The organism is Escherichia whittamii (assembly GCF_014836715.1).
Taxonomy (GTDB): Bacteria; Pseudomonadota; Gammaproteobacteria; order Enterobacterales; family Enterobacteriaceae; genus Escherichia; species Escherichia whittamii.
The window spans coordinates 90,869-116,609 of sequence record NZ_JACSQI010000007.1; the positions used below are offsets into that span (position 1 = coordinate 90,869).

The 25,741-nt window shown below is 54.0% G+C and carries 22 protein-coding genes and 2 pseudogenes; 9 read left to right on the top strand and 15 right to left on the bottom strand.

Features of this window, described 5'->3' with window-relative positions; all coding sequences use genetic code 11:
• The first annotated feature begins 12 nt into the window (after positions 1-12).
• On the top strand, positions 13-1,101 hold the full coding sequence (gene hcxA, locus H9644_RS12640) for a hydroxycarboxylate dehydrogenase HcxA (protein ID WP_191774775.1): 1,089 nt from the start codon (positions 13-15) through the stop codon (positions 1,099-1,101).
• Positions 1,102-1,110: 9 nt separating this feature from the next.
• Here hcxA and H9644_RS12645 read toward each other — a convergent pair whose 3' ends face one another.
• From H9644_RS12645 to entC, 7 genes are all read right to left on the bottom strand, one after another.
• Positions 1,111-1,308, bottom strand: a complete 198-nt coding sequence (locus H9644_RS12645) for a YbdD/YjiX family protein (protein ID WP_000460431.1) — start codon at positions 1,306-1,308, stop codon at positions 1,111-1,113.
• Between the two features lie 126 nt (positions 1,309-1,434).
• The gene (cstA, locus tag H9644_RS12650) at positions 1,435-3,540 is read right to left on the bottom strand and encodes a pyruvate/proton symporter CstA (RefSeq protein WP_001043161.1); all 2,106 of its coding nucleotides are present in this window, start codon (positions 3,538-3,540) and stop codon (positions 1,435-1,437) included.
• Positions 3,541-3,720: 180 nt separating this feature from the next.
• Positions 3,721-4,134, bottom strand: a complete 414-nt coding sequence (gene entH / locus H9644_RS12655) for a proofreading thioesterase EntH (RefSeq protein WP_064528993.1) — start codon at positions 4,132-4,134, stop codon at positions 3,721-3,723.
• A 2-nt stretch (positions 4,135-4,136) separates the two neighbouring features.
• Entirely contained in the window at positions 4,137-4,883 is a 747-nt protein-coding gene (gene entA / locus H9644_RS12660; RefSeq protein ID WP_191774918.1) for a 2,3-dihydro-2,3-dihydroxybenzoate dehydrogenase EntA, read from the bottom strand.
• A complete protein-coding gene (gene entB, locus H9644_RS12665) occupies positions 4,883-5,740 on the bottom strand; it encodes an enterobactin biosynthesis bifunctional isochorismatase/aryl carrier protein EntB (protein WP_191774777.1) in 858 nt (285 codons plus the stop codon). Before entB ends, entA begins: the two co-directional genes overlap by 1 nt.
• Positions 5,741-5,753: 13 nt before the next feature.
• Entirely contained in the window at positions 5,754-7,364 is a 1,611-nt protein-coding gene (gene entE, locus H9644_RS12670; RefSeq protein ID WP_064528996.1) for a (2,3-dihydroxybenzoyl)adenylate synthase EntE, read from the bottom strand.
• A 9-nt stretch (positions 7,365-7,373) separates the two neighbouring features.
• Entirely contained in the window at positions 7,374-8,549 is a 1,176-nt protein-coding gene (gene entC, locus H9644_RS12675; RefSeq protein WP_191774779.1) for an isochorismate synthase EntC, read from the bottom strand.
• A 288-nt stretch (positions 8,550-8,837) separates the two neighbouring features.
• Here entC and fepB point away from each other — a divergent pair, with 288 nt between their 5' ends.
• On the top strand, positions 8,838-9,794 hold the full coding sequence (gene fepB, locus H9644_RS12680) for a Fe2+-enterobactin ABC transporter substrate-binding protein (RefSeq protein WP_064528998.1): 957 nt from the start codon (positions 8,838-8,840) through the stop codon (positions 9,792-9,794).
• A 3-nt stretch (positions 9,795-9,797) separates the two neighbouring features.
• Here fepB and entS read toward each other — a convergent pair whose 3' ends face one another.
• Positions 9,798-11,048, bottom strand: coding sequence for an enterobactin transporter EntS (gene entS, locus H9644_RS12685; protein ID WP_191774789.1), 1,251 nt, complete (start codon positions 11,046-11,048; stop codon positions 9,798-9,800).
• Between the two features lie 110 nt (positions 11,049-11,158).
• On the opposite strand from entS, the gene fepD reads away from it, so the two are divergent.
• From fepD to fepC, 3 genes are read left to right on the top strand one after another with little or no spacing between them, the layout of a single operon-like run.
• Positions 11,159-12,163, top strand: a complete 1,005-nt coding sequence (gene fepD / locus H9644_RS12690) for a Fe(3+)-siderophore ABC transporter permease (RefSeq protein WP_191774791.1) — start codon at positions 11,159-11,161, stop codon at positions 12,161-12,163.
• Positions 12,160-13,152: an iron-enterobactin ABC transporter permease gene (gene fepG / locus H9644_RS12695; RefSeq protein WP_191774793.1), complete on the top strand. Its 993-nt coding sequence runs from the start codon at positions 12,160-12,162 to the stop codon at positions 13,150-13,152. The genes fepD and fepG overlap by 4 nt, the downstream gene beginning before the upstream one ends.
• The gene (gene fepC, locus H9644_RS12700; RefSeq protein ID WP_191774796.1) at positions 13,149-13,964 is read left to right on the top strand and encodes an iron-enterobactin ABC transporter ATP-binding protein; all 816 of its coding nucleotides are present in this window, start codon (positions 13,149-13,151) and stop codon (positions 13,962-13,964) included. Before fepG ends, fepC begins: the two co-directional genes overlap by 4 nt.
• On the opposite strand, the gene wzz(fepE) is transcribed toward fepC, so the two are convergent.
• The 4 genes from wzz(fepE) to fes form a co-directional block, all read right to left on the bottom strand.
• Positions 13,961-15,100: an LPS O-antigen length regulator Wzz(fepE) gene (wzz(fepE), locus tag H9644_RS12705; RefSeq protein WP_064529003.1), complete on the bottom strand. Its 1,140-nt coding sequence runs from the start codon at positions 15,098-15,100 to the stop codon at positions 13,961-13,963. The genes fepC and wzz(fepE) overlap by 4 nt on opposite strands.
• A 246-nt stretch (positions 15,101-15,346) precedes the next feature.
• On the bottom strand, positions 15,347-19,228 hold the full coding sequence (gene entF, locus H9644_RS12710; protein ID WP_064529004.1) for an enterobactin non-ribosomal peptide synthetase EntF: 3,882 nt from the start codon (positions 19,226-19,228) through the stop codon (positions 15,347-15,349).
• Positions 19,225-19,443 carry an MbtH family protein gene (locus H9644_RS12715; RefSeq protein ID WP_064529005.1) on the bottom strand — a complete coding sequence of 73 codons (219 nt, stop codon included), beginning with the start codon at positions 19,441-19,443 and terminating at the stop codon, positions 19,225-19,227. The genes entF and H9644_RS12715 overlap by 4 nt, the downstream gene beginning before the upstream one ends.
• Positions 19,444-19,445: 2 nt before the next feature.
• Positions 19,446-20,648, bottom strand: a complete 1,203-nt coding sequence (fes, locus tag H9644_RS12720; RefSeq protein ID WP_191774798.1) for an enterochelin esterase — start codon at positions 20,646-20,648, stop codon at positions 19,446-19,448.
• Positions 20,649-20,890: 242 nt separating this feature from the next.
• Here fes and fepA point away from each other — a divergent pair, with 242 nt between their 5' ends.
• Both fepA and entD read left to right on the top strand, forming a co-directional pair.
• The gene (gene fepA, locus H9644_RS12725) at positions 20,891-23,131 is read left to right on the top strand and encodes a siderophore enterobactin receptor FepA (protein ID WP_105289167.1); all 2,241 of its coding nucleotides are present in this window, start codon (positions 20,891-20,893) and stop codon (positions 23,129-23,131) included.
• Positions 23,132-23,304: 173 nt separating this feature from the next.
• Positions 23,305-23,925, top strand: a complete 621-nt coding sequence (entD, locus tag H9644_RS12730) for an enterobactin synthase subunit EntD (RefSeq protein WP_077883523.1) — start codon at positions 23,305-23,307, stop codon at positions 23,923-23,925.
• 121 nt (positions 23,926-24,046) lie between these two features.
• Here the strand turns inward: entD and hokE (H9644_RS12735) are convergent, their stop codons facing one another.
• Positions 24,047-24,199 carry a type I toxin-antitoxin system toxin HokE gene (gene hokE, locus H9644_RS12735; RefSeq protein WP_064529094.1) on the bottom strand — a complete coding sequence of 51 codons (153 nt, stop codon included), beginning with the start codon at positions 24,197-24,199 and terminating at the stop codon, positions 24,047-24,049.
• Here hokE (H9644_RS12735) and H9644_RS21830 point away from each other — a divergent pair.
• Positions 24,168-24,397, top strand: a pseudogene (locus H9644_RS21830) (hypothetical protein). The gene hokE (H9644_RS12735) and the pseudogene H9644_RS21830 sit on opposite strands and share 32 nt — an antisense overlap.
• Positions 24,398-24,549: 152 nt before the next feature.
• Here the strand turns inward: H9644_RS21830 and hokE (H9644_RS12740) are convergent.
• Positions 24,550-24,702: a type I toxin-antitoxin system toxin HokE gene (gene hokE / locus H9644_RS12740; RefSeq protein WP_064529094.1), complete on the bottom strand. Its 153-nt coding sequence runs from the start codon at positions 24,700-24,702 to the stop codon at positions 24,550-24,552.
• On the opposite strand from hokE (H9644_RS12740), the pseudogene H9644_RS21835 reads away from it, so the two are divergent.
• Positions 24,671-24,927: pseudogene (locus tag H9644_RS21835) on the top strand (hypothetical protein); the annotation flags it as partial. The gene hokE (H9644_RS12740) and the pseudogene H9644_RS21835 sit on opposite strands and share 32 nt — an antisense overlap.
• Here H9644_RS21835 and H9644_RS12745 read toward each other — a convergent pair.
• Positions 24,927-25,631 (bottom strand): GNAT family N-acetyltransferase, encoded by a 705-nt coding sequence (locus H9644_RS12745; protein ID WP_191774800.1) that lies wholly within the window; start codon positions 25,629-25,631, stop codon positions 24,927-24,929. The pseudogene H9644_RS21835 and the gene H9644_RS12745 sit on opposite strands and share 1 nt — an antisense overlap.
• Positions 25,632-25,741: the final 110 nt, after the last annotated feature.

A 25,741-nucleotide genomic window follows, 5' to 3' on the forward strand; every position in this document is an offset into this window, starting at 1 on the left:
GGACAACACAACATGCCTCACAATCCTATCCGCGTCGTCGTCGGCCCGGCTAACTATTTTTCTCATCCAGGAAGTCTTAATCGCCTGCATGATTTTTTCACCGATGAACAGCTTTCTCACGCAGTGTGGGTTTATGGCGAACGCGCCATTGCTGCGGCGCAAACAAAACTGCCGCCTGCGTTTGAACTACCTGGCGCAAAGCATATTTTATTTCGTGGTCATTGCAGCGAAGGCGATGTGCAACATCTGGCGGCTGAGTCCGGTGACGATCGCAGCGTGGTGATTGGCGTTGGCGGCGGCGCACTGCTCGACACCGCGAAAGCCCTCGCCCGCCATCTCGGTTTGCCGTTTGTTGCCGTTCCAACGATCGCCGCTACCTGCGCCGCCTGGACACCACTCTCCGTCTGGTATAACGATGCCGGACAGGCGCTACATTATGAAATTTTCGACGACGCTAATTTTATGGTGCTGGTGGAACCGGAGATTATCCTCAATGCGCCGCAACAATATCTGCTGGCGGGGATCGGTGACACGCTGGCGAAATGGTATGAAGCGGTGGTGCTGGCCCCGCAGCCAGCAACGTTGCCGCTAACCGTGCGACTGGGGATCAATAACGCGCAGGCCATTCGCGACGTCTTGTTAAGCAGTAGCGAACAGGCGCTTGCCGATCAGCAAAATCGCCAACTAACGCAATCATTTTGCGATGTGGTGGATGCGATTATCGCCGGAGGCGGAATGGTGGGTGGCCTGGGCGATCGTTTTACTCGCGTTGCAGCAGCCCATGCCGTGCATAACGGTCTGACCGTGCTACCGCAAACCGAGAAATTTCTCCACGGCACCAAAGTCGCTTACGGTATTCTGGTGCAAAGTGCCTTGCTGGGTCAGGATGATGAGCTGGCGCAATTAACCGGGGCGTATCAGCGCTTTCATCTGCCGACCACGCTGGCGGAGCTGGAAGTGGATATCAATAATCAGGCGGAAATCGACAAAGTGATTGCCCACACCTTGCGTCCGGTGGAATCCATTCATTATCTGCCGGTCACGCTGACACCTAATACCTTGCGTGCAGCGTTCGAAAAAGTGGAATCGTTTAAAGCCTGACATGCAGATTTAACAGCAGCGCGCGCCGCCTTTTCCACCGTAGCGCGCGTCCTGCCGCTCACGGAAAAACTCCTCGTAGGTCATCGGTGTTTGATCAGGATGGTTAACCCGCATATGTTCGACATAGTTATCGTAATCGGGCATGCCAATCATCAGCTTCGCCGCCTGACCTAAATATTTTCCGGCTTTTGCCAGTGAATCAAACATCTTTAACTCCGGTAATCAGATTGCAGAGATAGTGCCGGATGCGGCGCGAACGCCTTACCTGGCCTGGAAATGCTGAGGATGAGGGGAACCATCGGCACTATGCCAACACTCCCCCTCACTCTGACTTTAGTGCGCGCCCTTCGCCTGCGCCACGATCTCTTCAACGTTTTCCGGCATTGGCTCATACGGCGTTTCTTTCGCCGTCGGCTTCGGCTCTTTCAACGCCGCCAGTGCTGTCTTAATCGAGAACAGCGCCAGTACCACCACAACCACCATAAAGAAGATGGTCAATCCAGCATCCAGACGGTTGTTGAACACCAGCTGCGCCAGCTGTGATTCGGTGTACTGCGACGGAATATTGCCGCTGTCGATCATTGCCTGGAACTTGTTAGCAATCGCCAGGAAGCCCACTTTCGCATCCGGGCTAAACGCTTTCTGCCAGCCTGCGGTCAGGGTACAAATCAGCAGCCAGGCCGTTGGCACCAGCGCCACCCAGGCGTAACGTTGACGTTTCATCTTGAACAACACCACGGCACAGAGCATCAGCGCCATCCCTGCCAGCATCTGGTTGGCAATACCAAACAGCGGCCACAGAGTGTTAATACCGCCCAGCGGATCGACCACGCCCTGATGCAGGAAGTAGCCCCACGCCAGCACGCACAGCGCCGTTGCCAGCAGGTTAGCAGGCAGTGAATCGGTCCGTTTCAGGCCCGGAGAAACCACGCCAAGCAGATCCTGCAACATAAAGCGCGCAGCACGCGTACCCGCATCCACCGCCGTCAGAATAAACAGTGCTTCAAACAGAATGGCGAAGTGATACCAGAACGCCACATCCATCATGCCGCCCAGCGCGCCGTGCAGAATGTAGGCCATCCCTACCGCCAGCGTTGGCGCACCGCCCGCACGGGAAATGATCGACTGTTCACCGACTTCGCTGGCAATCTGGTTTAACGTATCTGGGGTAATCGCAAAGCCCCAGCTACTCACCACTTGCGCCGCAGAAGCCACGACATCCGTCGTACCTGCCGGAGCCAATACCGCCATCGGGCTGTTCATAGCAAAGTACACGCCCGGATCGATGATACAGGCAGAAACAAGCGCCATAATCGCCACGAAGGATTCCATTAACATCCCGCCGTAGCCGATAAAGCACGCCTGCCCTTCGTTCGCCAGCATCTTCGGCGTAGTACCGGAAGAGATCAGCGCATGGAAGCCAGATACCGCACCACAGGCGATAGTGATAAACAGGAACGGGAACAGGTTACCGGTCCATACCGGGCCAGTGCCATCGACAAATTTGGTCAACGCAGGCATGGTCAGCGTCGGACGCATGATCAAAATCCCCACCGCCAGACCGACGATGGTCCCGATTTTCAGGAAGGTAGAGAGATAGTCACGCGGAGCCAGCAGCAGCCATACGGGCAGCACCGCCGCCACAAAACCATAGCCCACCAGCATCCAGGTCAACTGTACGCCGGTAAAGTCAAAGTACGGCGCCCAGGTCGGGCTTTCTGCCACCCAGCCACCAGAGATAATGGCGAAAATCAGGAACACCAGGCCAATCACCGAAACTTCGCCAATACGGCCCGGACGCAGATAGCGCAGGTAGATCCCCATAAACAACGCCAGCGGAATGGTGAACGCAACGGTATACGTTCCCCACGGGCTATGGGTCAAAGCTTTCACCACGATCATCGCCAGCACCGCAAGGATGATGACCATGATCATAAAGCAGGCCACCAGCGCAATCACCCCGGCGGTTGGCCCCATCTCTTCTTTGACCAGCTCACCCAGCGAGCGACCGTCACGGCGCGTGGAAACAAACAGCACCATGAAATCCTGTACCGCACCGGCGAGAACCACCCCGGCGAGCAGCCAGATCATCCCCGGCAGGTAGCCCATCTGTGCAGCCAGCACCGGCCCCACCAGCGGTCCTGCTCCAGCAATGGCTGCAAAATGGTGACCGAACAGCACTTTCTTATCCGTCGGCACATAGTCCAGCCCGTCGTTATGGCGCACCGCGGGCGTCATACGCGTCGGGTCAACCGCCAGCACATTTTTGGCGATATACAGACCATAAAAACGATAAGCGATCAGATAGATACAGACCGACGCCACCACAATCCACAGCGCGTTGATCTGTTCCCCACGATTTAAAGCAATGTATCCCAGAGCAAATGCTCCCATTACAGAGAGCACTGTCCAGACGAGGTATTTCCCTGATTTGTTCATAATTGTTATCCGTGTGCGTGTCCATAGAGATGTTACATTTTGTTTCTATAACATCTTTGCGGAATTTAACAACGCGATAACCAAACAAATAAGAGTTAAAACCAATAATTAACTTAACAATGTTAACTCGATCACTCCGTTAACCGGGTTTTCCTGCAATCTCATTTTATTTTGTCGTGTTCATCCCAAAACCGCCGTCCCCAGCCGACAAGTACAACAACGCCGCCCCTGTTCATCGAAAACGACGATTTCCCAACTCTGATTTTGCCGCCCAAGATGCAGCGGCTGGCAGACACCGCGCACCTTGCCTTCAGACACCGGGCGATGATGTGTGGCGTTAAGTTCCGTTCCTACCACGCACTGACCGTCACGAGTCATCATAAATCCGGCCATCGATCCCAGCGTTTCCGCCAACGCTGCCGACGCGCCGCCATGCAGCAGGCCAAACGGCTGATGAGTTCGCGTATCGACCGGCATTTCGGCTTCCAGCACATCATCGCCCAGACGGGTATAAATAATTCCCAGATGCGCCACCATCGTGTTATGGCTGGTGGCGTTGAGTTCGTCGAGCGTTAAATGGCGTTTCCAGATCATGCTTATGCTCCCAGCGTTGAACCACCGTCCACCACGATATCCTGTAGCGTGATATGACTGGCGAAGTCAGAGGCGAGGAACAAAATTGTGTTGGCAATCTCCTGTGGGCGGGCAATTTTCCCCAGCGGAATGCCGAGTTTGAACTGCTCGCCAAAGCCGCGAATACGCTGCTCTTCGGCGTCATCGCTCACCCACAGCGTGCGTTGCATATCAGTATCGGTGGAACCAGGGGAAACCACATTACAGCGCACGCCGCTACTCGCCAGTTCCAGCCCGACGCTCAACGCCAGGCTTTTCAGCGCCGCTTTCGACGCGCCGTAAGCACTCATACCTATACGCGGCGTGTGCGCAGCGTCGGACGCCACAGTGACAATAGCCCCGCCCCGCTGACGGCGAAACTGGTTCATGGTCTGCTGAAACAGGTTAAACGCGCCACCGACGTTAACCGCAAAAGTCTGCTGCCAGTCCTCTTTACTTAGCTGATCGGTCGCGCCCATACGCAAAATTCCCGCCGCATTGACCAGCACGTCCAGTCGCTCCGTTTGCGCTAACAGTCGCTGACAAACCTGCGCGACCTGCGCAGCATCGGCAACATCCATCACTTCGGTTGCAAAGGGATAATTCTCCTGCGCAAAGATCCGATCAAAGCCGATAACCTTCGCTCCCGCTTCAACAAACGCCAGCGCCGTGGCGTAGCCGATACCTTTCCCCGCGCCGGTTACCCAGACATTTTTGCCGCTGAAATCCATCATTTCACCTCGCGGGAGAGTAGCTTCCACCATGCGTCGATGGTCGGATTTTTCGCCAGCATGACAAAATCGATATCGCCATGCACTTTGCGCCAGCGCGCCGCCAGTGCCATCATACGCACCGAATCCAGACCGTAGTCGATAAGGTTGTCATCATCGAACGGCTCATCGGATTCATCCAGCAACGGCAGGATCACCTCACGCAGCGCCGCTTTGCTGGCGGGAATTGGCGTCGGCAGCAGTTCCTCGGTCATCACCACCCGACCGGAACGCCCGGCCACATATTTCAGCGACATCAAATGCTCGTCACGGCTGAAATCGGCCAGCGCATCCGCCACCATAAACGGTTTTATATCACGCATAAACGCGTCGGTGGCGGTGGTCATACAGCCAATATGCGCGTATACCCCGGTGATAATCAGTTGGTTACGTCCGCTCTCTTTGAGCATTTGCTCCAGCGGAGAACGATGAAACGCGCTGTAGCGCCACTTCACCAGCACCGTATCGTCGACATCTGGCGTCAGGCGATCCACCACCTTTTGTTGCTCTGGCGAACGGGTCAGGCCCGGTCCCCACATATCATTCAACAGCGCCCGATCTTCATCGCTTTGCTCTTTCGGCTGGGCGGTGTAATAAACCGGAATATTGTGCTGTTTGCAGTAGTCGCGCAGCGCCGCAATATTCGCGATCACCTGCTCCATCATCGGGCAGTTCTCACCCCAGAAGCTGACGAAATAGTCCTGCATATCATGAATTAACAGCGCGGCGCGTTGCGGTTCAAATGCCCAGTCGACTTTATTTTGAGGAATATCGTGAGACTCCGGCAGTGCGTAAGCCTGTAATTTTGGAATAGCCATCGTGTTCTCTCCTTCAGGCTGAAGCGCGTGACGCCAGCCACTGACGTAATTGTTTTTTATCGACTTTCCCGACCGCCGTCAGCGGAAGTGAATCCACACACTCCACGCGATCCGGTAATTTAAATTCGGCGATGCCCTGCTCACGCAGGAAACGACGCACCTGCACCGCGCGCAGCGGCTCTTTCACCACCAGATAAGCGCAGCTTTTTTCGCCCATCAGCTCATCTTCCATGCTCACCAGTGCGGCATAGATCACCGCCGGATGGCGCAGCAGCAGGTTTTCGATCTCTTCGGCAGCGATCTTCTCGCCGCCACGGTTGATCTGATCTTTCTCGCGCCCCTGCACGGTGATGTAACCCTCTGGATCAATGGAGATCAGATCGCCGGAACAGTAAAAACCGTTGGCATCAAAGGCGCTCGCATTGTGCTGCGGGCTTTTGTAATAGCCGCGGAAGGTATACGGCCCGCGCGTCATCAGGCGCCCGACTTCCCCTTGCGGCAGTGGATTTCCGTCAGCATCGGCGACCCACACTTCATCGTCCGGACACATTGGATAGCCCTGGGTATGGATAATTTTCTCCGCGCTATCATCAAGACGGGTGTAGTTCACCAGCCCTTCCGCCATGCCGAACACTTGCTGCAACTGGCAACCAATCTCTGCGGGAATACGCGCCGCAAGCGTTACAGAAAGACGTGCGCCGCCGACCTGTAACAGTTTTAGCGAGGCAAGCTGCGCCCGGTTTTCGCCTTCGGTCAGCGCCTGCAACCACAGACTTACTGCCGGCGGAACCAGCGCGGTAACGTTAACCTGATGTTTTTCAATCAATGGGAAGCAGAGCGTGGCGCTGGGATCGACCGCCAGAACGACGGTGCCGCCAGCGAGAAACACACCCAGCGATCCAGGCGAACTCATGGCGTAGTTGTGGGCCGCCGGGATCGCACACAGGTAGCGCGTCTGTTGTGTGAACTGACAAATCTCAACGCTACGGCGCACGCTGTAATAGTAGTCATTGTGAGTTCGCGGAATCAGTTTTGGCGTGCCAGTGGTGCCGCCGGAAAGCTGGAAATACGCAACTTCATCGGCAGGTGACGGCGTGGCAGTAAAATCCTCTGCCGGATGGTTAATTGCATCCTGCAAATTATGCTCGCCGCTATCGTTCAGCAGTTGCACCACGCGAATGGAGGAATGCCCTGCAACAAACGTGTTGAGGAAATCATCCCCGCTAAACAGCGGATGTTGGCGATCGGCAATCAGTAACGCCGGTTCAATCTGGCTGGCATAGGCGTTCAGTTCGCTACGCTGATGGCTGAATAGCGCCAACACTGGCGCAACGCCCAGTTTCAGCAACGCGAAAAAGGTGATGTAAAGTTCAGCGACGTTACCCAGGTGTACCAGCGCGGTTTCACCCGATTTAATTCCCTGGCGGCGCAGGCTACAGGCAAGATTATCCGCCGCCTGATTCAGCTCCCGATAACTTAACTGTCGCTCGCCATCTATAACCGCGATGCTTTCACTCGCGGCGTGACGAGTCAGAATGTCGGTCAGCGGCAAATCCTGCCAGTAGCCTTTTTCCCGATAGCGACGGGCAAACTCTTCCGGCCAGCGGGTAAATGGAATGCTCATCCTCACTCCTTAATGCAGTCCAAAAACGTTCAACATGGTAGAAAGCTTGACGCCCGTTTCACGCCACTCGCCCAACGGTGATGACGCAGGCACAATTCCCGCTCCGGCAAACAGACGTACCTGATTTTCCCGCAGCTTCGCGCAACGGATAGTCACCACCCATTCGCCGTTACCTTCGCTGTCACACCAACCAACAATGCCGCCAAACAGTTCGCGGTCGAACGGTTCCAGTTCAGCAATAACCTGAGTCGCGGCCTGATGCGGGAAACCACTCAGTGCAGGAGTCGGATGCAGCAGGCAGGCCAGGGTCAGCGCGTTTTCTTGCGAATGAGCTTTGCCTTCAAATGGCGTCGCGAGATGCCACAGCGTCGGCGTGGTAATCAGTTGTGGAGAGGAGGGAACGTGTAACTCACTGCTGCGCTCGCGTAGCACTTCTTTCATCGCCTGGGTCACCAGTTCATGTTCATGGCGATCTTTTTCTGACGCCAGCAGACGATTACCCGCTTCCCTGTCCAGCACTTCATCTGGCTGGCGACGCGCAGAGCCAGCCAACGGAATGGAGCTAAAACGCTCACCATCTTTGCGCAGCAGCAGTTCCGGGCTGGCCCCCAGCAGGACGCCACCATCGGCCAGTGGGACATGGAAGTTGTAACTAACCGGGTTTTGCGCAATCAAGCGTTCCAGCAGTATGCCGCTGTCAATGGCGGCGTCGGTGGTGATATCAATCAACCGAGATAACACCACTTTGTCGACCTGCGGCGTGGCGGTAAGTGCGGCGGCGCGGGCAACCATCTGTTCAAAAGTGGCTTGTTCCGGAATTGCCTGGCGTTTCACCACATTCAGCGCCTGGCTGCGGGTGAAACGGCGCGCGGAAGCTTGTTTTTCTTTACGGGAGAATGGCTGCCAGGATTCGGGAATATACAGCGACGAAGGTTGACGCGGATCGAAGGGGATCGCCCCGACCAGCACCGGATTTTTAATGCCCTGCGATTTGGCATCGGCAAACAGTGTGGCGAGTTTTTGCTGGAAGGGACTGTCGGGCGAATCCCCGTTCACAGCCGGTTCATCGAAGCGGGCGAAACATCCTGACGTCGTAAAACTGCGGTACGGCGACATAAAGAAAAAGCGATTGGGCGCAAGTGTTGCCATGGTCTGCTGTACTTCCTCAGCCAGTGACGTATCCATATCATCCTCCACAAACGATAAAGGCTTTAATAATGATTATCATTTATATTTTCGGTCGCTAACCTAAAAGCAAACGAGCACTATGTCAACTCTTGCAGCAACACAATCTGCGACTCGGGGTTGCATCTGCTTGTGGTTACAATGAAAATGAGAAGCATTATTGATGAATTTGGATGAGCGCAATATGCTGTTCTGCGCCCCTCGAAGGTTGGGGCGAGGGGATAGATTATGCGCTTTGCCGAATTTGTCATTACTCTCTTAACCTTATAAATAACAGGAAGCTGATTCGTGAGACTCGCCCCGCTCTACCGCAACGCCCTTCTATTAACAGGACTTTTGCTTTCAGGAATATCCGCAGTGCAGGCCGCCGACTGGCCGCGTCAGGTGACTGACAGCCGCGGCAGCCATACGCTGGAAAGCCAGCCACAGCGCATCGTATCAACCAGCGTAACCCTGACCGGATCACTGCTGGCGATAGATGCTCCGGTCATCGCCAGTGGCGCAACTACGCCGAATAACCGCGTCGCGGATGACCAGGGATTCTTGCGTCAGTGGAGCGAGGTGGCGAAAAAACACAAACTGCAACGCCTCTATATAGGAGAGCCGAACGCCGAAGCGGTAGCCGCACAAATGCCGGATCTGATTTTAATTAGCGCGACTGGCGGCGATTCGGCACTGGCGCTGTACGATCAGCTTTCCACTATCGCGCCAACGTTAATCATCAATTACGACGACAAAAGCTGGCAGTCGCTGTTAACGCAGCTTGGCAAAATTACCGGGCATGAGAAACAAGCGGCAGAGCGGATTGCGCAGTTTGATAAGCAACTGGCGGCGGCGAAAGAGCAAATCAAATTACCACCGCAGCCAGTCACTGCCATTGTTTATACTGCTGCCGCGCACAGTGCCAATCTCTGGACGCCGGAATCAGCACAAGGGCAAATGCTGGAACAACTCGGCTTTACGCTGGCGAAGTTGCCAGCAGGGTTAAACGCCAGCCAAAGCCAGGGCAAACGCCATGACATCATTCAACTTGGTGGGGAAAATCTGGCGGCCGGATTAAATGGCGAGTCCCTATTCCTGTTCGCAGGTGATCAGAAAGACGCTGATGCTATTTATGCCAACCCGCTGCTCGCGCACCTGCCTGCAGTACAAAACAAGCAGGTTTATGCGCTGGGAACCGAGACGTTCCGTCTGGATTACTACAGCGCCATGCAAGTGCTGGAACGACTTAAGGCGCTGTTTTAAGTATTAACTGTCAGACGCTGTCACCTGCGGCGGCGTCTGGCGAAAACGCCGTAACTCTACCAACACCAGCAGCAGCAACACGCCGATAATCAACAAACCAAAACCGCTTACACTTGCGGATGCCACCGGCGTCATCATCGCCCCCAGACCGCCCAACAGCGCCGCGCCTATGGCATCGCCCGTCACGTTCTGCGCCGTCCACAAACCGTTAATCCGCCCTAACATGGCTTCCGGGGTTTGCGTTTGCAGCATTGTGTATTGCAGCAACGAACTGACAGCACTCAGCCAGCCGAACAGCGCCAGACAAAACACGCCTAAAATCCACATCGGCATCAGGCCAAATAGACCAATGGCAAGAAACGATCCCAACGTGGCGAGCAACATCAACAATCCTGGTCGCTCGCTATGCGCCAGTTTCCCGCTGGTTAACGCCCCAATAGCCGCACCGAGCGGGATCGCCGCATAGAGAAAACCAATCTGTGCCGCCGACATCTGCCAGTTGATAGCCAGCGCCGGATACAGTACCCGCACCGCGCTCGCCATCGTCAACAAACCGCCCAGCAGCGCAATGCCGCCCACCAGCGGGCTGGCGAGCAGAAAACGTAACGCTGCCAGAAGCGATTTCAACGGATGCTCACGCGGCTGCGGTGGCGGTGGCAGCGCTGGAAGGCTTAACAACGGCAGCAGGGTAATAAACGTTCCTGCTGCCGCCAGCCCGTAGTTCCAGGCCACGCCCCCGGTCGCCAGCAGTAAGCCGCCAATCATGGGCGAAATCACCGATCCCAGGCGCACGGTCAACATAGTGATCGCCCCTGCCTGCATTAAGTTTTCACGCCCTACCAGGGCCGGAGTCGCCGCCAGCAGCGTCGTAACGCCAAGCGACGCGAAAAAACCATCCCATAAACCAAGCAAATAGATTGCCAGCAATGACGGCTCTGGCAATAGCGCATTCAGACACAGGCCAATAAAACCAATGCCACAGGTACCGCGCGCCAGCAAAATCACTTTTTTGCGCTCATAACGATCCGCCAGCACGCCGCCAACCATCAGGCCAACAAACATAGCGCCGCCGGTCAGCGTCACCGAAAGTCCCACCTGCCAGGTCGAATGCGTCATCATCTGGATTTGTACCGGCACCGCGACGCCGAGCAACCCCAGAGAAACAATAGAGATAAAACGAGCGAGGAATACTGCGCGAAACGCCGGGTGCGTTTTCAACAGGCTGAGGTTAAGCAGCCAGGATTGTTTATTCATTACAATGCCTTGCCATCAAATATTTTAAATACCTATTCTTAGGCTGCACATGCTAACATATCCAAATAAGATCGATAACGATAATTAATTTCATTATCATGGAAGTTCGTATGTCTGGTTCTGTTACCGTGACACGCGCCATTGCCGTGCCCGGATTGTTGTTATTACTGATTATCGCGACGGCATTAAGCCTGCTCATTGGGGCAAAATCACTCCCCGTCTCCGTGGTGCTGGAGGCCCTCTCCGGTACCTGCCAGAGCGCCGATTGCACCATCGTGCTCGACGCGCGACTGCCGCGTACCCTTGCCGGTTTACTGGCAGGCGGCGCGCTTGGCCTTGCCGGGGCGTTAATGCAAACTCTCACCCGAAACCCACTTGCCGATCCTGGTTTGCTTGGCGTAAACGCCGGTGCCAGCTTTGCCATTGTGCTGGGCGCGGCGCTATTTGGTTACTCTTCCGCCCAAGAACAACTGGCGATGGCCTTCGCCGGGGCGCTGGTGGCCTCGTTGATTGTTGCCTTTACCGGCAGCCAGGGCGGCGGCCAGTTAAGTCCGGTGCGTTTAACCCTGGCGGGCGTGGCGCTGGCAGCGGTGCTGGAAGGGCTGACCAGCGGCATCGCCCTGCTTAATCCTGACGTCTACGATCAGCTACGTTTCTGGCAAGCCGGTTCGCTGGACATTCGTAATCTCCACACCTTAAAAGTGGTGCTGATCCCGGTATTGATAGCCGGAGCAACCGCGCTATTACTGAGCCGCGCACTGAACAGTTTGAGCCTCGGCAGCGACACGGCGACGGCGCTGGGCAGTCGCGTGGCACGGACGCAGTTAATTGGCCTGCTGGCGATTACCGTGCTTTGCGGTAGTGCGACGGCGGTGGTTGGGCCAATTGCCTTTATTGGTCTGATGATGCCGCACATGGCGCGCTGGCTGGTGGGTGCCGATCATCGCTGGTCGCTGCCCGTTACGCTACTCGCTACCCCTGCCCTGCTGCTGTTTGCCGACATCATCGGACGTGTGATTGTTCCCGGTGAGTTGCGCGTTTCCGTGGTCAGCGCCTTTATTGGCGCGCCGGTGTTGATCTTCCTCGTGCGACGTAAAACGCGAGGTGGCGCATGATTTACGTCTCTCGCCGATTAATCATCACCTGTTTGCTGCTAATTACCACCTGTGTGGTTGCAGGTATCTGGGGATTACGCAGTGGTGCCGTCACGCTGGAAATCTCGCAGGTATTCGCCGCACTGATGGGTGACGCGCCGCGCAGTATGACGATGGTGGTCACCGAATGGCGCTTACCGCGCGTGCTGATGGCGCTGTTAATTGGCGCGGCGCTGGGCGTCAGCGGCGCGATTTTTCAGTCGCTGATGCGTAACCCACTCGGCAGTCCTGACATAATGGGCTTTAACACAGGAGCGTGGAGCGGCGTGCTGGTGGCGATGGTGCTGTTTGGTCAGGACCTGACGGCTATCGCCCTGGCAGCAATGGCGGGCGGTATTGTCACTTCTCTACTGGTCTGGCTGCTCGCCTGGCGCAACGGTATCGACACTTTTCGTCTGATTATTATCGGTATCGGCGTTCGCGCCATGCTGGTGGCTTTTAATACCTGGCTGTTGCTGAAAGCGTCCTTAGAAACGGCACTAACGGCGGGTTTGTGGAATGCCGGTTCACTTAATGGCCTGACGTGGGCGAAAACCTGGCCTTCCGCACCAATCATTGTGCTGATGTTAATCGGTGCGGCGCTGCTGGTACGGCGGATGCGCTTGCTGGAGATGGGCGATGACACCGCCTGCGCGCTGGGCGTCAGCGTTGAACGTTCGCGTCTGTTAATGATGCTGGTCGCGGTGGTGCTTACCGCTGCAGCTACTGCGCTGGCAGGGCCGATTTCCTTTATTGCGTTGGTCGCGCCGCATATTGCCCGGCGCATAAGCGGCACCGCTCGCTGGGGGCTTACCCAGGCGGCGCTGTGTGGCGCGCTGTTACTGCTGGCGGCAGATCTCTGCGCTCAACAACTGTTTATGCCATATCAACTTCCGGTTGGCGTTGTCACCGTCAGCCTCGGCGGTATTTACCTTATCGTCTTGTTAATTCAGGAGTCTCGCAAAAAATGACCGAATCAGTAGCCCGTTTGCGCGGCGAACGGTTAACCCTGGGCTATGGCAAATATACCGTCGCGGAAAATCTGACCGTGGAGATCCCTGACGGTCATTTCACGGCGATTATCGGGCCAAACGGCTGCGGTAAATCCACGTTGCTGCGCACGTTAAGCCGTCTGATGACACCCGCTCACGGGCATGTCTGGCTGGATGGCGAACAGATTCAGCGTTTCGCCAGTAAAGAGGTCGCACGCCGAATTGGTCTGCTGGCGCAAAACGCTACCACGCCCGGTGATATCACCGTTCAGGAGCTGGTAGCGCGTGGGCGTTATCCGCATCAACCGCTGTTTACCCGCTGGCGGAAAGAAGATGAAGAGGCAGTCACAAAAGCGATGCAGGCCACCGGAATTACCCATCTGGCGGATCAAAGCGTGGATACCCTCTCCGGTGGGCAACGACAACGAGCATGGATTGCAATGGTGCTGGCCCAGGAAACAGCGATTATGCTGCTCGACGAACCCACAACCTGGCTGGATATCAGTCATCAGATTGATTTACTGGAGTTGTTAAGCGAGCTGAATCGTGAGAAAGGCTATACCCTGGCGGCGGTACTGCACGATCTCAATCAGGCATGTCGTTACGCCAGTCATTTGATTGCGCTGCGGGAAGGAAAAATTGTCGCTCAGGGAGCGCCAAAAGAAATTGTCACTGCCGAACTGATTGAACGCATTTACGGTCTGCGCTGCATGATAATTGACGATCCGGTAGCCGGAACGCCGCTCGTGGTGCCGCTCGGACGAACGGCACCTTCAACCGCGAAAATTTAAACTAACCGGCCGTCCATCTCTATCATGGCATCCCGTTTTCTGGATGCCATCGCATAATGTAAAAGCACGCCACCGCAGGCAACTATGCCACCCATTAAGGCAGAAAGAATCACGATAATCGCCTTACCCGGACCATCCTTTTTAACCGGTAATGACGGGCTTAATTGATATTTAAACGGAGTAAATTTAATGTCATCGACATTTGCTTTTGTTAATTTCTCAACAAGATATTGACGATTACGCAACTCACCATTCAATTCCGCAACATCCGTGACTGACTTTTCAATCTCCAGCTTACGCGCTATACCGTCAGCACCGAGCGAAATAGAAAAATCAGGGTCATCTTTAACGGCCTGGCCATTGCTGTATACGGGCTTTTTTATTCCAGCAGCATTCGCAATATCCAGTGAATAATTGAGGCGCTGAATATCAGCATCAAGTTGGTTTTTTGTTTTAATGCGATCCTGGGCCAGTTTTTCTTTTTCAAACTGGGTCTTAAGTTCCAGTTTATTGCGCACATTTTCTATCGACTCTTTAACCACCAGAGCAGAGATGTAATCGATATAACCTGCCAATACTGTCTGCGCCTCTTCACGGTTTGGCGCGGTGAAACTTAACGTCCAGGAGGTATATAACGCGGACGGCTCATTTTTCTTACTGCCGTTGTCATCAACCGCTTTCATCTTCTCGCTCAATGTGACAATAGCCCGATGTAACTCCTGTTCATCAATTTTCGCCTCTTTTAATTGGTCCATCACATAAGGTGATGAGCGCAGGTACTCTTCCAGCAAGCTAATTGACTGAAATTTCTTGATAAACAGATTAAATACATCGTCACGTCCAATATTCACGTCAAGATCCAACACCCGCAGTTTGGTGAAGGTTTTCTCCAGGTCTTGCCACTGAACAGCCTCAGCGGGCGTGATAGCTGCCGAGCTGGTCCACTTTTGCGGCAGGATGAAAGACACCAGTAATCCGATGCAGGCAAAGACAAAAGCCACCGCTATTATCCGCGTTTTTGCGTACCACAAAACTTCGATAAGTTTAAGTAAATCAATTTCATTATTGCTGGGCGGCGCCAGATGATAATCGGGAAAATGAGAATCGCTTCCCTGCTTAATATTCAGTGATGACATGTAGTTGAACCTGAGATTTTAGTCCATAAAAGCACAACGTTGTATATAACATTCTAACAGTATCTGAGAATTATCCGAAAGAACTCTTTCACTATTATTATCCAAAAATGAATAACAAACTCAGCAATCCCAGCAATGGTGCAGCTCTCAGAGAAATAAATAATTTTTAAGAATAAAAAAACCATAATCATTTAGTCGGATTATGGTTTTGCATGAGGTTATAGCAAATTCGTTACTAACGTACGGTTAGTTATTAATCAGCGTATTTATTAATGGTCCTATTTCTTTAAAATAATCCGGAGAAATAATATCCACATGCGCGCAATCCTGGCGATAAATATCCAGCTCTGCTATCCACGGCGACCAGGCGCGTTCGGGGCTCATACCTTCCTGAAGTGTACGCTCCGCAACAAACAGCGTAGCTTTGCCATCAAACGGTTCACTATGGGCGGTGGTTAATAGCCGCACTGCATCGGCATAATTGCCTTCAATGGTGGTAAACAGCTCTGTCGACGCCGTTCCCTGCTGGGCTGCCATGAAGGCTTCGCGTTCGCGGTTAATCTCCGCCAGCACTTCCGGGTCCAGACCGTTAGCTTCTTTTTCCTGCCAGTTTTGCGTTTCTGGCGGCCAGGTATCCAGCAAACCAAGAAATGCCACCTGTTCGCCACGGGCACGCAGTCGCGCCGCGATGCCCTGTGCCAGCGTACCACCCAGCGAATAACCCAGCAGGTAATAAGGACCGTGCGGTTGTTGTGCCAGCAACGTTGCCAGATGCGCTTCGCAGACTTCATCCAGGTTCGTCGCCGTCTGCATGGGGCCATTGGGGCGCGGCGACTGAATGCCGATAATCGACCATTGTGGTTCGAGATAACGCGAGAGCACACTAAACTGCCAGGCAAAACCGGACGCCGGATGGAAACAGAACAGCGTCGGACCAGAACCTTCACGCAGCGGAATAACTGTTTCAAATCCCAGATGCCGGGCGTTTTCTTCTTCACCATCAATAATCGTTGCGAGTTTGGCGACGGTTGACGCGACCATCACCTGCCCCGGAGTCACCTGACGGGCAAACTGTCGACTAAGTTGTGCCGCAAGTTTCATTGCCAGTAGAGAATGACCACCAAGCGCGAAGAAATCAGCGTCGGCATCCTGCACGTCACAACCCAGCAATGACGAGAACGCCGCGGCGATAATCGTTTCACTGCCCGCTTTCAGCGCACGACCTGGCGTTTGTGCTTTCAACTCCGGCAACGGTAAGGCTTTTCGATCCAGTTTGCCATTAGCGCTTAGTGGCAATTGCGATAGTTGCAGCAGAACGACGGGAACCATATGTGGCGGCAATGTTTCGCGCAGTTGCGCCTGCAATGCGGTTAAATCCAGCGGCAGGCCTGATTGCGACACCAGATAGCCCACCAGTTGACGCGCGTCGCCGCCGGTTGCTGTCGCCTGGTTAATGACACAAGCATGAGTAACAGCCTGCTCGACATCCGGCAGCGCCTGCATCACGCGATCGATTTCGCCCAGTTCAATTCGCTGACCACGAATTTTTAGCTGATCGTCACTGCGCCCGAGATACTCCACCGCGCCGTTATCCAGCCAGCGGGCAACGTCTCCAGTACGGTACATCCGTTCACCAGGGGCAAAAGGATCGGCAATAAAGCGGCTGGCGGTCAGATCGGGTCGTCCAAGATAACCCTGCGCCAGTTGAATACCGGTGAGATAGAGATCTCCCGCCACACCCGGCGGCACCGGATGCATCATCGCATCAAGAATACGCAGACCCGTATTCCACACCGGATAACCAATCGGCACGCTGCTGCCGCGCACCTGTGCCAGTTCCTCGCCAAAAGCCGGATACCAGCTGACATCCACCGCCGCTTCCGTTGGGCCATACAGATTATGTAGCGGCGCACCGGTTAACTGTTGCCATTCGCGGCATAAATCGGCCGGTAAGGCTTCACCACTACAGAACACCTGTTTCAGCGTCGCACAACTTTGGCGAGCGCTTTCCGGCGTCAGCGAAGCAACAAACGCCGCCAGCATCGAGGGAACAAAGTGCGTGGTCGTTACGCCATATTCAGCAAAGAACTGCTGCATAGCGAGCGGATCGCGGTGCGCTTCCGGCTCGGCCATCACCAGCTTCGCCCCAGCAATAAACGGCCAGAAAAACTCCCACACCGAGACATCAAAACTGCACGGCGTTTTTTGGGCGACAACATCTTCGCCCGTGAGCGGGTAATGGTTTTGCATCCATAACAGACGGTTAGCGATAGCCTTCTGACCGACCATCACCCCTTTCGGCCTGCCGGTGGAACCGGAGGTGAAAATGATATAAGCCGTGTGGTGCGGCTGCGAAAGTTGCAGCGGCGCACTGCCCTGTGGGGTAAGCGGGGCGTTATAGCAAAAGCTGGTTAAATTGGGGACATCGCTAAAGCGTGGCAGTTGATCGTCGGTGGTGATTAACAGCGACGGGCGCGCATCTTCCAACATCATTTTCAGGCGCTCGTCCGGATACCCCGTATCCAGCGGTAACCAGGCCGCGCCTGCTTCAACTATCGCATGTAGCGCCAGGGTCAAAAAGACCGAACGCGGTAGCGCCACCGCCACACTGTCTCCCGGTTTGACGCCTCGCTCACGCAGCAGATTTGCCAGCGCCAGCACCTGCTCACGCATTTCCCGATAGCTGAACTGGTAATGCGCATCTGCCAGTGCCGGAGCATCCGGTGTTTTTGCCGCCTGTTGTGCCACCAGCGTGCTCAACGTAGTTTCAGGGATTTCTACCTGGGTGGTGTTGATCTGCGCCAGCCGCGCATATTCATCTGGCAGCATAATATCGACATCGCCACACAACAGCGCCGGATCCGCGGCGAACTGCGCTATCAGCATTTTCAGGCGTTCGGCGTGCTGGATTAACGTTGGCTCATCGTAACGCTCTTTATTGGCGAGGATCTCAATACTCAAACCACCATGTTCATCCGGGAAAAGCGCCAGTTCAAGGTCATTAACCGGACCGGTCGCCAGAGTGTGGGTTTTGGCCTGTACACCAGGAATATCCAGTTGATAATCAAATACCTTGATATTGAGTACCGGACCGAACAGCGGTTCCTCTCCTGCCGCTCGCCCGCTGTCACGGACAATTTGTTCGGCGTCGTAACGTTGATGGCGGCGCATTTTTTTCAACTGATCAGCCAGTCGTGCTGCCAGTTGCGGCAATGTTTCTTGCGCTTCAATGTGAATACCCAACGGTAAAACGTTGAGCACGGGTCCGGTAGCCGTCAGCGCTGCCGAGCCCAGTCGACGCATGAAGATAAATCCGGCGGCGTAGTCCATGCGATTGCACAATCGCCCCAGCCACAATGATGCCAGCGCAAGAGCTAAGTCGGTACGCTGTACGGTCGGCAGTTGTGTAGCCAGCTGGCGGAAATCCCCGTCGGTAAATTCCAGTTTCAGGCGCAGAATATCTGCCGTGGCGCTGCGCCCCAGTAAAGGCGAAGGAGAAAGTGACGCGGGCGGCGGCAGTTGACGGCGTTGTTCCGCCCAGAAAGCCGCATCACGCTGCCAGGCTTCGCTTTCGCGGTATTGCTGGTACTCTTCCACTACGTCAGCGAAAGGCGTAAACGGCGAAACAGGCGTTGGTTCGCCACGCAGCCATGTACAGTAAATGTTGGCTGTGTGGCGGGTAATGGCCGGAAAACTGAAGCCATCAACCAGCAAATGGTGGTAACGCTGATACCAGTACCAACGGTTATCCGCTATCTGAATGAGCCGATGAAAGACCAACGCTTTACCGCTATCGACGCGCAGATCTTGTTGTAAATCTGCCTGCATTAATGCCAGCGCGGTACCGTGAGGATCAATGTTAGTACGCAGGTCGATAATTTCTGGCTGTTCGAACGTCAGCGCATCGTCGACCCATTGCCAGACTTCGCCGTTATCTTCTATAAAACGCATCCGCAGAGTGTCCGCTTGCGCTAATCCGGCAACCACAGCCTGGGCCAGCAGCGGTGCATCAATATCTCCGGTTAACTCAACGTAATGGGCCACGCTCCAGGCGGAGGGTAAATCCGACAGTTTTTCAGCCATCCAGATGCCGGGTTGTGCGGCGACCAAAGGTAAATGCTGGCTCATTGCGCCTCCTGCTGCTGGGTATAATTCGCGGGTGTCAGAGTACGCCAGTGGGCTTCCAGCCACTGCTGGCAGGACTCCTGTAACTGCGGCTGACACACAACGTCCCAGCCTGCCGGTAACGCGCACTGCTGCGGCCACAGACTGAATTGCCCCTGCGCATTGCGCAAAATGTAAAACGCTCCCTGCGGATCATCGAAGGGATTACTGAATGCCATATTCAACTCCTGTCATGGAAAAGCGGTTGCCAGAGGTCGATTAGCCCCTGCATCAAACCACCGCGCCAACAAAGCGCATCATGTCCGCCGTCAACCTGACGCCAGAAAATGGATTCTTTTATAGGGTGTAATTGCGCGTATAGCGCCTGATTGGCCCGCATAATCATCGGCTCGCGAACTCCTGCTTCAAGCACAATGCGCAGACCTTCGGCGCTAACTTCACCTGCTTTAAGCTGTTCAAGTAACACGCCCTCTTGCTGCCCGCCCCGATGCGGCCACCAGTATGATCCTGACTGGCTTAATACACAGCCAAAGCGTTCCGGCCAGTGCAGTCCGGCATACAGTGCGGAAAGGCCGCCAAAACTTTGCCCGGCAACAATGGTGCTTTTCGGGCTGTCGCTGAAAGGAGTGATAGCTTTCACCTGGGGTAATAACTCTTGCTGAACTGCCAACCAGAAATCAGCATTACACGGCAATTCATGGGCGCGGTGCGTAGTATCGATGGCGTCAATCAATACATATACCGCAGGAGGAAGTTGTTGACGGCGGGTTAGCGAAGTCAGCGCAGGCCAGACGGGCATACTTTGCGCCCAAAATTCGCCATCAAGCAAAATAGCTAACGGACGCTCCTCGACTAGCGCATTACCAGTGGTAAAAATCCATACACGACGGGAATTTCCCAACCGTTCACTTTTCCAGGTAATTTCTGTGGCACCGCTATCGGGCGTTTGCGGACAATCCCAACCAGGTTGTATTGGCGCTTGCGGCATTTCAAGAGCAGAAACCGCGTGCCCTCGCCCTCCTTTCCAGCTTTGCGGATTCAACGGATCGGCTATCGCCTGGGGTAATAGTTTTTGCCAGCCTTCACGTAATTCGAGGCGATCAGGTGATGGTGTAGAAAAAACGTCGTCACGTTCGGTGGGAGTAAAACAGTAGCTGCCGCGCCAGTTGGCATTGAGTTGTGTCGTCCACTGCCAGACATCAGTGCCAACTATTCGCTGCATCGACCGGGGCTGGCTGTTCTGATGGTGATCGGTCACGCCAGTGATGTAAACCCATACGCGCTTTATCGTCGAGTACTCTTCAGAACCTTGTGGATCACGCCACCAAAAAGTGACCTGATACATTTCATCATTCAGACGCTGCAATTCCGGGCCATGTTTCGACTGCCACCAGCTCTCACTTCCCACTTTTAACACCGCCACACCATAACCCCATGTTTATTGTGTAATTTTTTATTAATTACAGAAATATATTGATAATATTATTGATAACTATTTGCATTTGCAATAGCGTAATGGCGCGCCGTGGGAAGCGCGGACATTTATTAACCAACTGCACTGCGTGTCTTTCAGGATCAAAGGTTTTCGCAGTAGCGGGCAACGTCATGCTGATGACGACTATGCCCGACAGTTGCAATTCGTGGCAAAAATGCAGGAATAAAACAATGAACAAGAAGATTCATTCCCTGGCCTTGTTGGTCAATCTGGGGATTTATGGGGTAGCGCAGGCACAAGAGCCAACCGATCCCCCTGTTTCACATGACGATACCATTGTCGTTACCGCCGCCGAGCAGAACTTGCAGGCCCCCGGCGTTTCGACCATCACCGCAGATGAAATCCGCAAAAACCCGGTTGCCCGCGATGTATCGGAGATAATCCGTACCATGCCTGGCGTTAACCTGACTGGCAACTCCACCAGTGGTCAGCGCGGCAACAACCGCCAGATTGATATTCGCGGCATGGGGCCGGAAAACACGTTGATTTTGATTGACGGTAAGCCTGTCAGCAGCCGTAACTCGGTACGTCAGGGCTGGCGCGGCGAGCGCGATACCCGTGGTGATACCTCCTGGGTGCCGCCGGAGATGATCGAACGTATTGAAGTCCTGCGTGGCCCGGCAGCGGCCCGTTATGGCAACGGCGCGGCGGGTGGTGTGGTTAACATCATCACCAAAAAAGGCAGCGGTGAGTGGCACGGCTCCTGGGATGCGTATTTCAATGCGCCCGAACATAAAGAAGAAGGTTCTACCAAACGCACTAACTTTAGCCTCACCGGCCCGCTGGGTGATGAATTCAGCTTCCGTTTGTATGGCAACCTCGACAAAACCCAGGCCGATGCGTGGAACATAAACCAGGGGCATCAGTCTGCACGCGCCGGTACATATGCGGATACGCTGCCAGCCGGGCGCGAAGGGGTGATCAACAAGGATATTAATGGCGTAGTTCGCTGGGACTTCGCGCCTCTGCAATCACTTGAACTGGAAGCGGGCTACAGCCGCCAGGGTAACCTGTATGCGGGTGATACCCAAAACACCAACTCCGATTCCTATACTCGCTCGAAATATGGCGATGAAACCAACCGCTTGTATCGCCAGAACTACTCGCTGACCTGGAACGGCGGCTGGGATAACGGCGTGACCACCAGCAACTGGGTACAGTACGAACACACGCGAAACTCGCGTATTCCGGAAGGTCTGGCGGGCGGCACCGAAGGGAAATTTAACGAAAAAGCGACGCAGGATTTCGTCGATATCGATCTTGATGACGTCATGCTACACAGCGAAGTCAACCTGCCGATTGATTTCCTCGTTAACCAGACGCTGACACTGGGTACGGAGTGGAACCAGCAGCGAATGAAGGATTTAAGTTCCAACACCCAGGCGCTGACCGGGACGAACACCGGCGGTGCTATTGATGGTGTGAATGCCACCGACCGTAGCCCGTATTCAAAAGCGGAAATTTTCTCGCTGTTTGCCGAAAACAACATGGAGCTGACTGACAGCACCATCGTGACACCGGGGCTACGTTTTGATCATCACAGCATTGTTGGCGATAACTGGAGCCCGGCGCTGAACATTTCGCAAGGGTTAGGCGATGACTTCACGCTGAAAATGGGCATCGCCCGTGCCTATAAAGCGCCGAGCCTGTACCAGACTAACCCGAACTATATTCTCTACAGTAAAGGCCAGGGCTGCTATGCCAGTGCGGGCGGTTGCTATCTGCAGGGTAACGATGACCTGAAAGCGGAAACCAGTATCAACAAAGAGATTGGTCTGGAGTTCAAACGCGACGGCTGGCTGGCGGGTGTGACCTGGTTCCGCAACGATTATCGCAACAAGATTGAAGCGGGCTATGTGGCTGTAGGACAAAACGCAGTCGGCACCGATCTCTATCAGTGGGATAACGTACCGAAAGCGGTGGTTGAAGGTCTGGAAGGATCGTTAAACGTACCGGTTAGCGAAACAGTGATGTGGACCAACAACATCACCTATATGCTGAAGAGTGAAAACAAAACCACGGGCGACCGTTTGTCGATCATCCCGGAATATACGTTGAACTCAACGTTGAGCTGGCAGGCGCGGGAAGATTTGTCGATGCAAACGACCTTCACCTGGTACGGCAAGCAGCAGCCGAAGAAGTACAACTACAAAGGCCAGCCAGCGGTTGGGCCGGAAACCAAAGAAATTAGTCCGTACAGCATTGTTGGCCTGAGCGCGACCTGGGATGTGACCAAGAACGTCAGTCTTACTGGCGGCGTGGACAACCTGTTCGACAAACGTTTGTGGCGTGCAGGTAATGCCCAGACCACGGGTGATTTGGCTGGAGCCAACTATATCGCGGGTGCCGGGGCGTATACCTATAATGAACCGGGACGTACGTGGTATATGAGCGTTAATACTCACTTCTGATGCTAACGTCAGATTGTTGACAAAGTGCGCGTCGTTCATGCCGGATGCGGCGTGAACGCCTTATCCGGCCTACAAAGTCTTGCCAATTCAATATATTGCAGAACCACGTAGGCCTGATAAGCGTAGCGCATCAGGCAGTTTTGCGTTTGTCATCAGTCTCTAATATGGTCGACATGCAAACTACACATACCTCCCTCCCCTTTGCCGGACATACGCTGCATTTCGTTGAGTTTGATCCGGCGAGTTTTCGCGAACAGGATTTACTCTGGCTACCGCATTACGCACAACTGCAACATGCCGGGCGTAAGCGCAAAGCCGAACATTTAGCCGGAAGGGTTGCGGCTGTTCATGCCTTGCGGGAATATGGCTATAAATGTGTACCCACAATCGGCGAGCTACGCCAACCTGTGTGGCCTACGGGGTTATATGGCAGTATCAGCCACTGCCAGAATACGGCATTAGCCGTAGTATCTCGTCAACCAATTGGCGTTGATATCGAAGAAATTTTTTCTGCGCAAACAGCGGAAGAACTGACAGACAACATCATTGCCCCCACAGAACGCGAGCCTCTTGCAGGCTGCGATTTACCCCTTTCTGTAGCGCTGACACTGGCATTCTCCGCCAAAGAGAGTGCATTTAAAGCTAGCAAGATACAGACCACGCCTGGTTTTCTGGATTATCAGATAATTAGCTGGAGTAAACAGCGGATCATCATTCGTCGAGAGGATGAGCAGTTTGCTGTGCACTGGCAGATTAAAGAAAAGAGAGTCATAACGCTGTGCCAACACGATTAACTGATAACACCTGGTGCGATTCGCCCGCAGCCATCACTGACTGCGGGCGAAAGTGTAAAGCAGGTGCCTTACCACCCTGACCTGACAACCGGATATGCGGGGATTACTCCCCGCACAACGGCTACTTCTTCGGTTCGTAAGCGAGAACAGCCTTAAACTCAATATTACGTTCCTTCACCGTAAACTCACACAGCGAGTCGCGGACCAGAAGCGTAAATCCCAGCGCCGTTAAACACAGCACTATGACTGCCACAAGGGCATATTTCGTCAGCATGTTTATATTGCCTCCATGCGAAGAAGGGACTACCATCCAAATTGTTCGGGTTTGGAGTGGCAGCCCCAGGGTTGATAGAAATATCTCCCGGGGCTTCATCTTTCCAGACCTCAGAGTTTACCTGAAACCGGAAAGCTTCAGGCACCCGCAGTTATCTTACCCTTCCTTAGCAAAATGGCTGTTTATTTATACAGTTAATCCTGTTTCGGACTTCTGTCGACAAAACTCATCATTGCTCTTAAAACGAAATCGCCCGTAGCCATTGCTGACCACGGGCGAAAGTATAAAACAGGTACCTTACCACCCTGACCTGACAACTGGATATGCGGGGATTACTCCCCGCACAACGGCTACTTCTTCGGTTCGTAAGCGAGAACAGCCTTAAACTCAATATTACGTTCCTTCACCGTAAACTCACACAGCGAGTCGCGGACCAGAAGCGTAAATCCCAGCGCCGTTAAACACAGCACTATGACTGCCACAAGGGCATATTTCGTCAGCATGTTTATATTGCCTCCATGCGAAGAAGGGACTACCATCCAAATTGTCTGGTTTGGAGTGGCAGCCCCAGGGTTGATAGAAATATCGTCCTGGGGCTTCATCTTTCCAGACCTCAGAGTAAACCTGAAACCGGAAAGCTTCAGGCACCCGCAGTTATCTTACCCTTCCTTAGCAAAATTACTGTTTATTTATACAGCAAATCTTGTTTCGGACTTTCCGTTATTCATTATTCGATCCGCAACTGGGCCAGGCTTTTTTTCTGCCTCCCCTGCTCGTCAAAATTCTCCGCCGCCAGCCAGCTCTGCAGCACCTTGTCACATTGCGGCCATTCGCTATCAATAATCGATAACCAGTCGCTGTCACGGTTACGCCCTTTGCGCACAATTTTCTGTCGGAAACGACCTTCAAAAACAAAACCTAAACGTTCAGCGGCACGACGTGATGCCAGGTTAAGAGAATCACATTTCCATTCCACACGACGATAGCCATGCGTAAAGGCACATTGCAGCAGTAACCAAATCGCTTCAGTACCGAGCACACTATTTTTCATTCGCGGCGACCAGGTAACATGGCCGATTTCAACCGAACCATGTTCGCGTTCGATTGCCATAAAACAGACCAACCCAACGGCGCGCGCTGAACGATTATCAACCACTGCAAATGGCACCAGTGAAAGATCATTCACTTTGCCAGCAACCCACGACTCGGTAGCTGCAACACTTGCCGGACGACTGCTGGCAAGCCACGTCCAGTCACGCTCGTCTGGCGCCTGAGCATATGCATCAAACAAATCGCCAGCGTGACGTTGTGCGTCTAGTGGCTCCAGTCGACACCATTGTCCTTCCAGTAAATGACGCGGTAAAACCGCCGCGCCCTGCCAGCCCGGTAGCGCATCGCCTACCGTCTGTCCATATTGATTAATTTCCGGCACGACCTTCCCCTTTTGCTGATGTTTTAAACTGTTATATCAGTTCGCAACCACAATCAGATAGAAACATTCCAGAACTTCCGCATCTCAGCCAGCCACTCCCACTTCTATAC

Bases quoted from the DNA above. Each gene is read 5' to 3' on its own strand.
- hcxA (WP_191774775.1), top strand. From the start codon at position 13: ATGCCTCACAATCCTATCCGCGTCGTCGTCGGCCCGGCTAACTATTTT.
- H9644_RS12645 (WP_000460431.1), bottom strand. From the start codon at position 1,308: ATGTTTGATTCACTGGCAAAAGCCGGAAAATATTTAGGTCAGGCGGCG.
- cstA (WP_001043161.1), bottom strand. From the start codon at position 3,540: ATGAACAAATCAGGGAAATACCTCGTCTGGACAGTGCTCTCTGTAATG.
- entH (WP_064528993.1), bottom strand. From the start codon at position 4,134: ATGATCTGGAAACGCCATTTAACGCTCGACGAACTCAACGCCACCAGC.
- entA (WP_191774918.1), bottom strand. From the start codon at position 4,883: ATGGATTTCAGCGGCAAAAATGTCTGGGTAACCGGCGCGGGGAAAGGT.
- entB (WP_191774777.1), bottom strand. From the start codon at position 5,740: ATGGCTATTCCAAAATTACAGGCTTACGCACTGCCGGAGTCTCACGAT.
- entE (WP_064528996.1), bottom strand. From the start codon at position 7,364: ATGAGCATTCCATTTACCCGCTGGCCGGAAGAGTTTGCCCGTCGCTAT.
- entC (WP_191774779.1), bottom strand. From the start codon at position 8,549: ATGGATACGTCACTGGCTGAGGAAGTACAGCAGACCATGGCAACACTT.
- entS (WP_191774789.1), bottom strand. From the start codon at position 11,048: ATGAATAAACAATCCTGGCTGCTTAACCTCAGCCTGTTGAAAACGCAC.
- fepD (WP_191774791.1), top strand. From the start codon at position 11,159: ATGTCTGGTTCTGTTACCGTGACACGCGCCATTGCCGTGCCCGGATTG.
- fepG (WP_191774793.1), top strand. From the start codon at position 12,160: ATGATTTACGTCTCTCGCCGATTAATCATCACCTGTTTGCTGCTAATT.
- fepC (WP_191774796.1), top strand. From the start codon at position 13,149: ATGACCGAATCAGTAGCCCGTTTGCGCGGCGAACGGTTAACCCTGGGC.
- entF (WP_064529004.1), bottom strand. From the start codon at position 19,228: ATGAGCCAGCATTTACCTTTGGTCGCCGCACAACCCGGCATCTGGATG.
- H9644_RS12715 (WP_064529005.1), bottom strand. From the start codon at position 19,443: ATGGCATTCAGTAATCCCTTCGATGATCCGCAGGGAGCGTTTTACATT.
- fepA (WP_105289167.1), top strand. From the start codon at position 20,891: ATGAACAAGAAGATTCATTCCCTGGCCTTGTTGGTCAATCTGGGGATT.
- entD (WP_077883523.1), top strand. From the start codon at position 23,305: ATGCAAACTACACATACCTCCCTCCCCTTTGCCGGACATACGCTGCAT.
- hokE (WP_064529094.1), bottom strand. From the start codon at position 24,199: ATGCTGACGAAATATGCCCTTGTGGCAGTCATAGTGCTGTGTTTAACG.
- hokE (WP_064529094.1), bottom strand. From the start codon at position 24,702: ATGCTGACGAAATATGCCCTTGTGGCAGTCATAGTGCTGTGTTTAACG.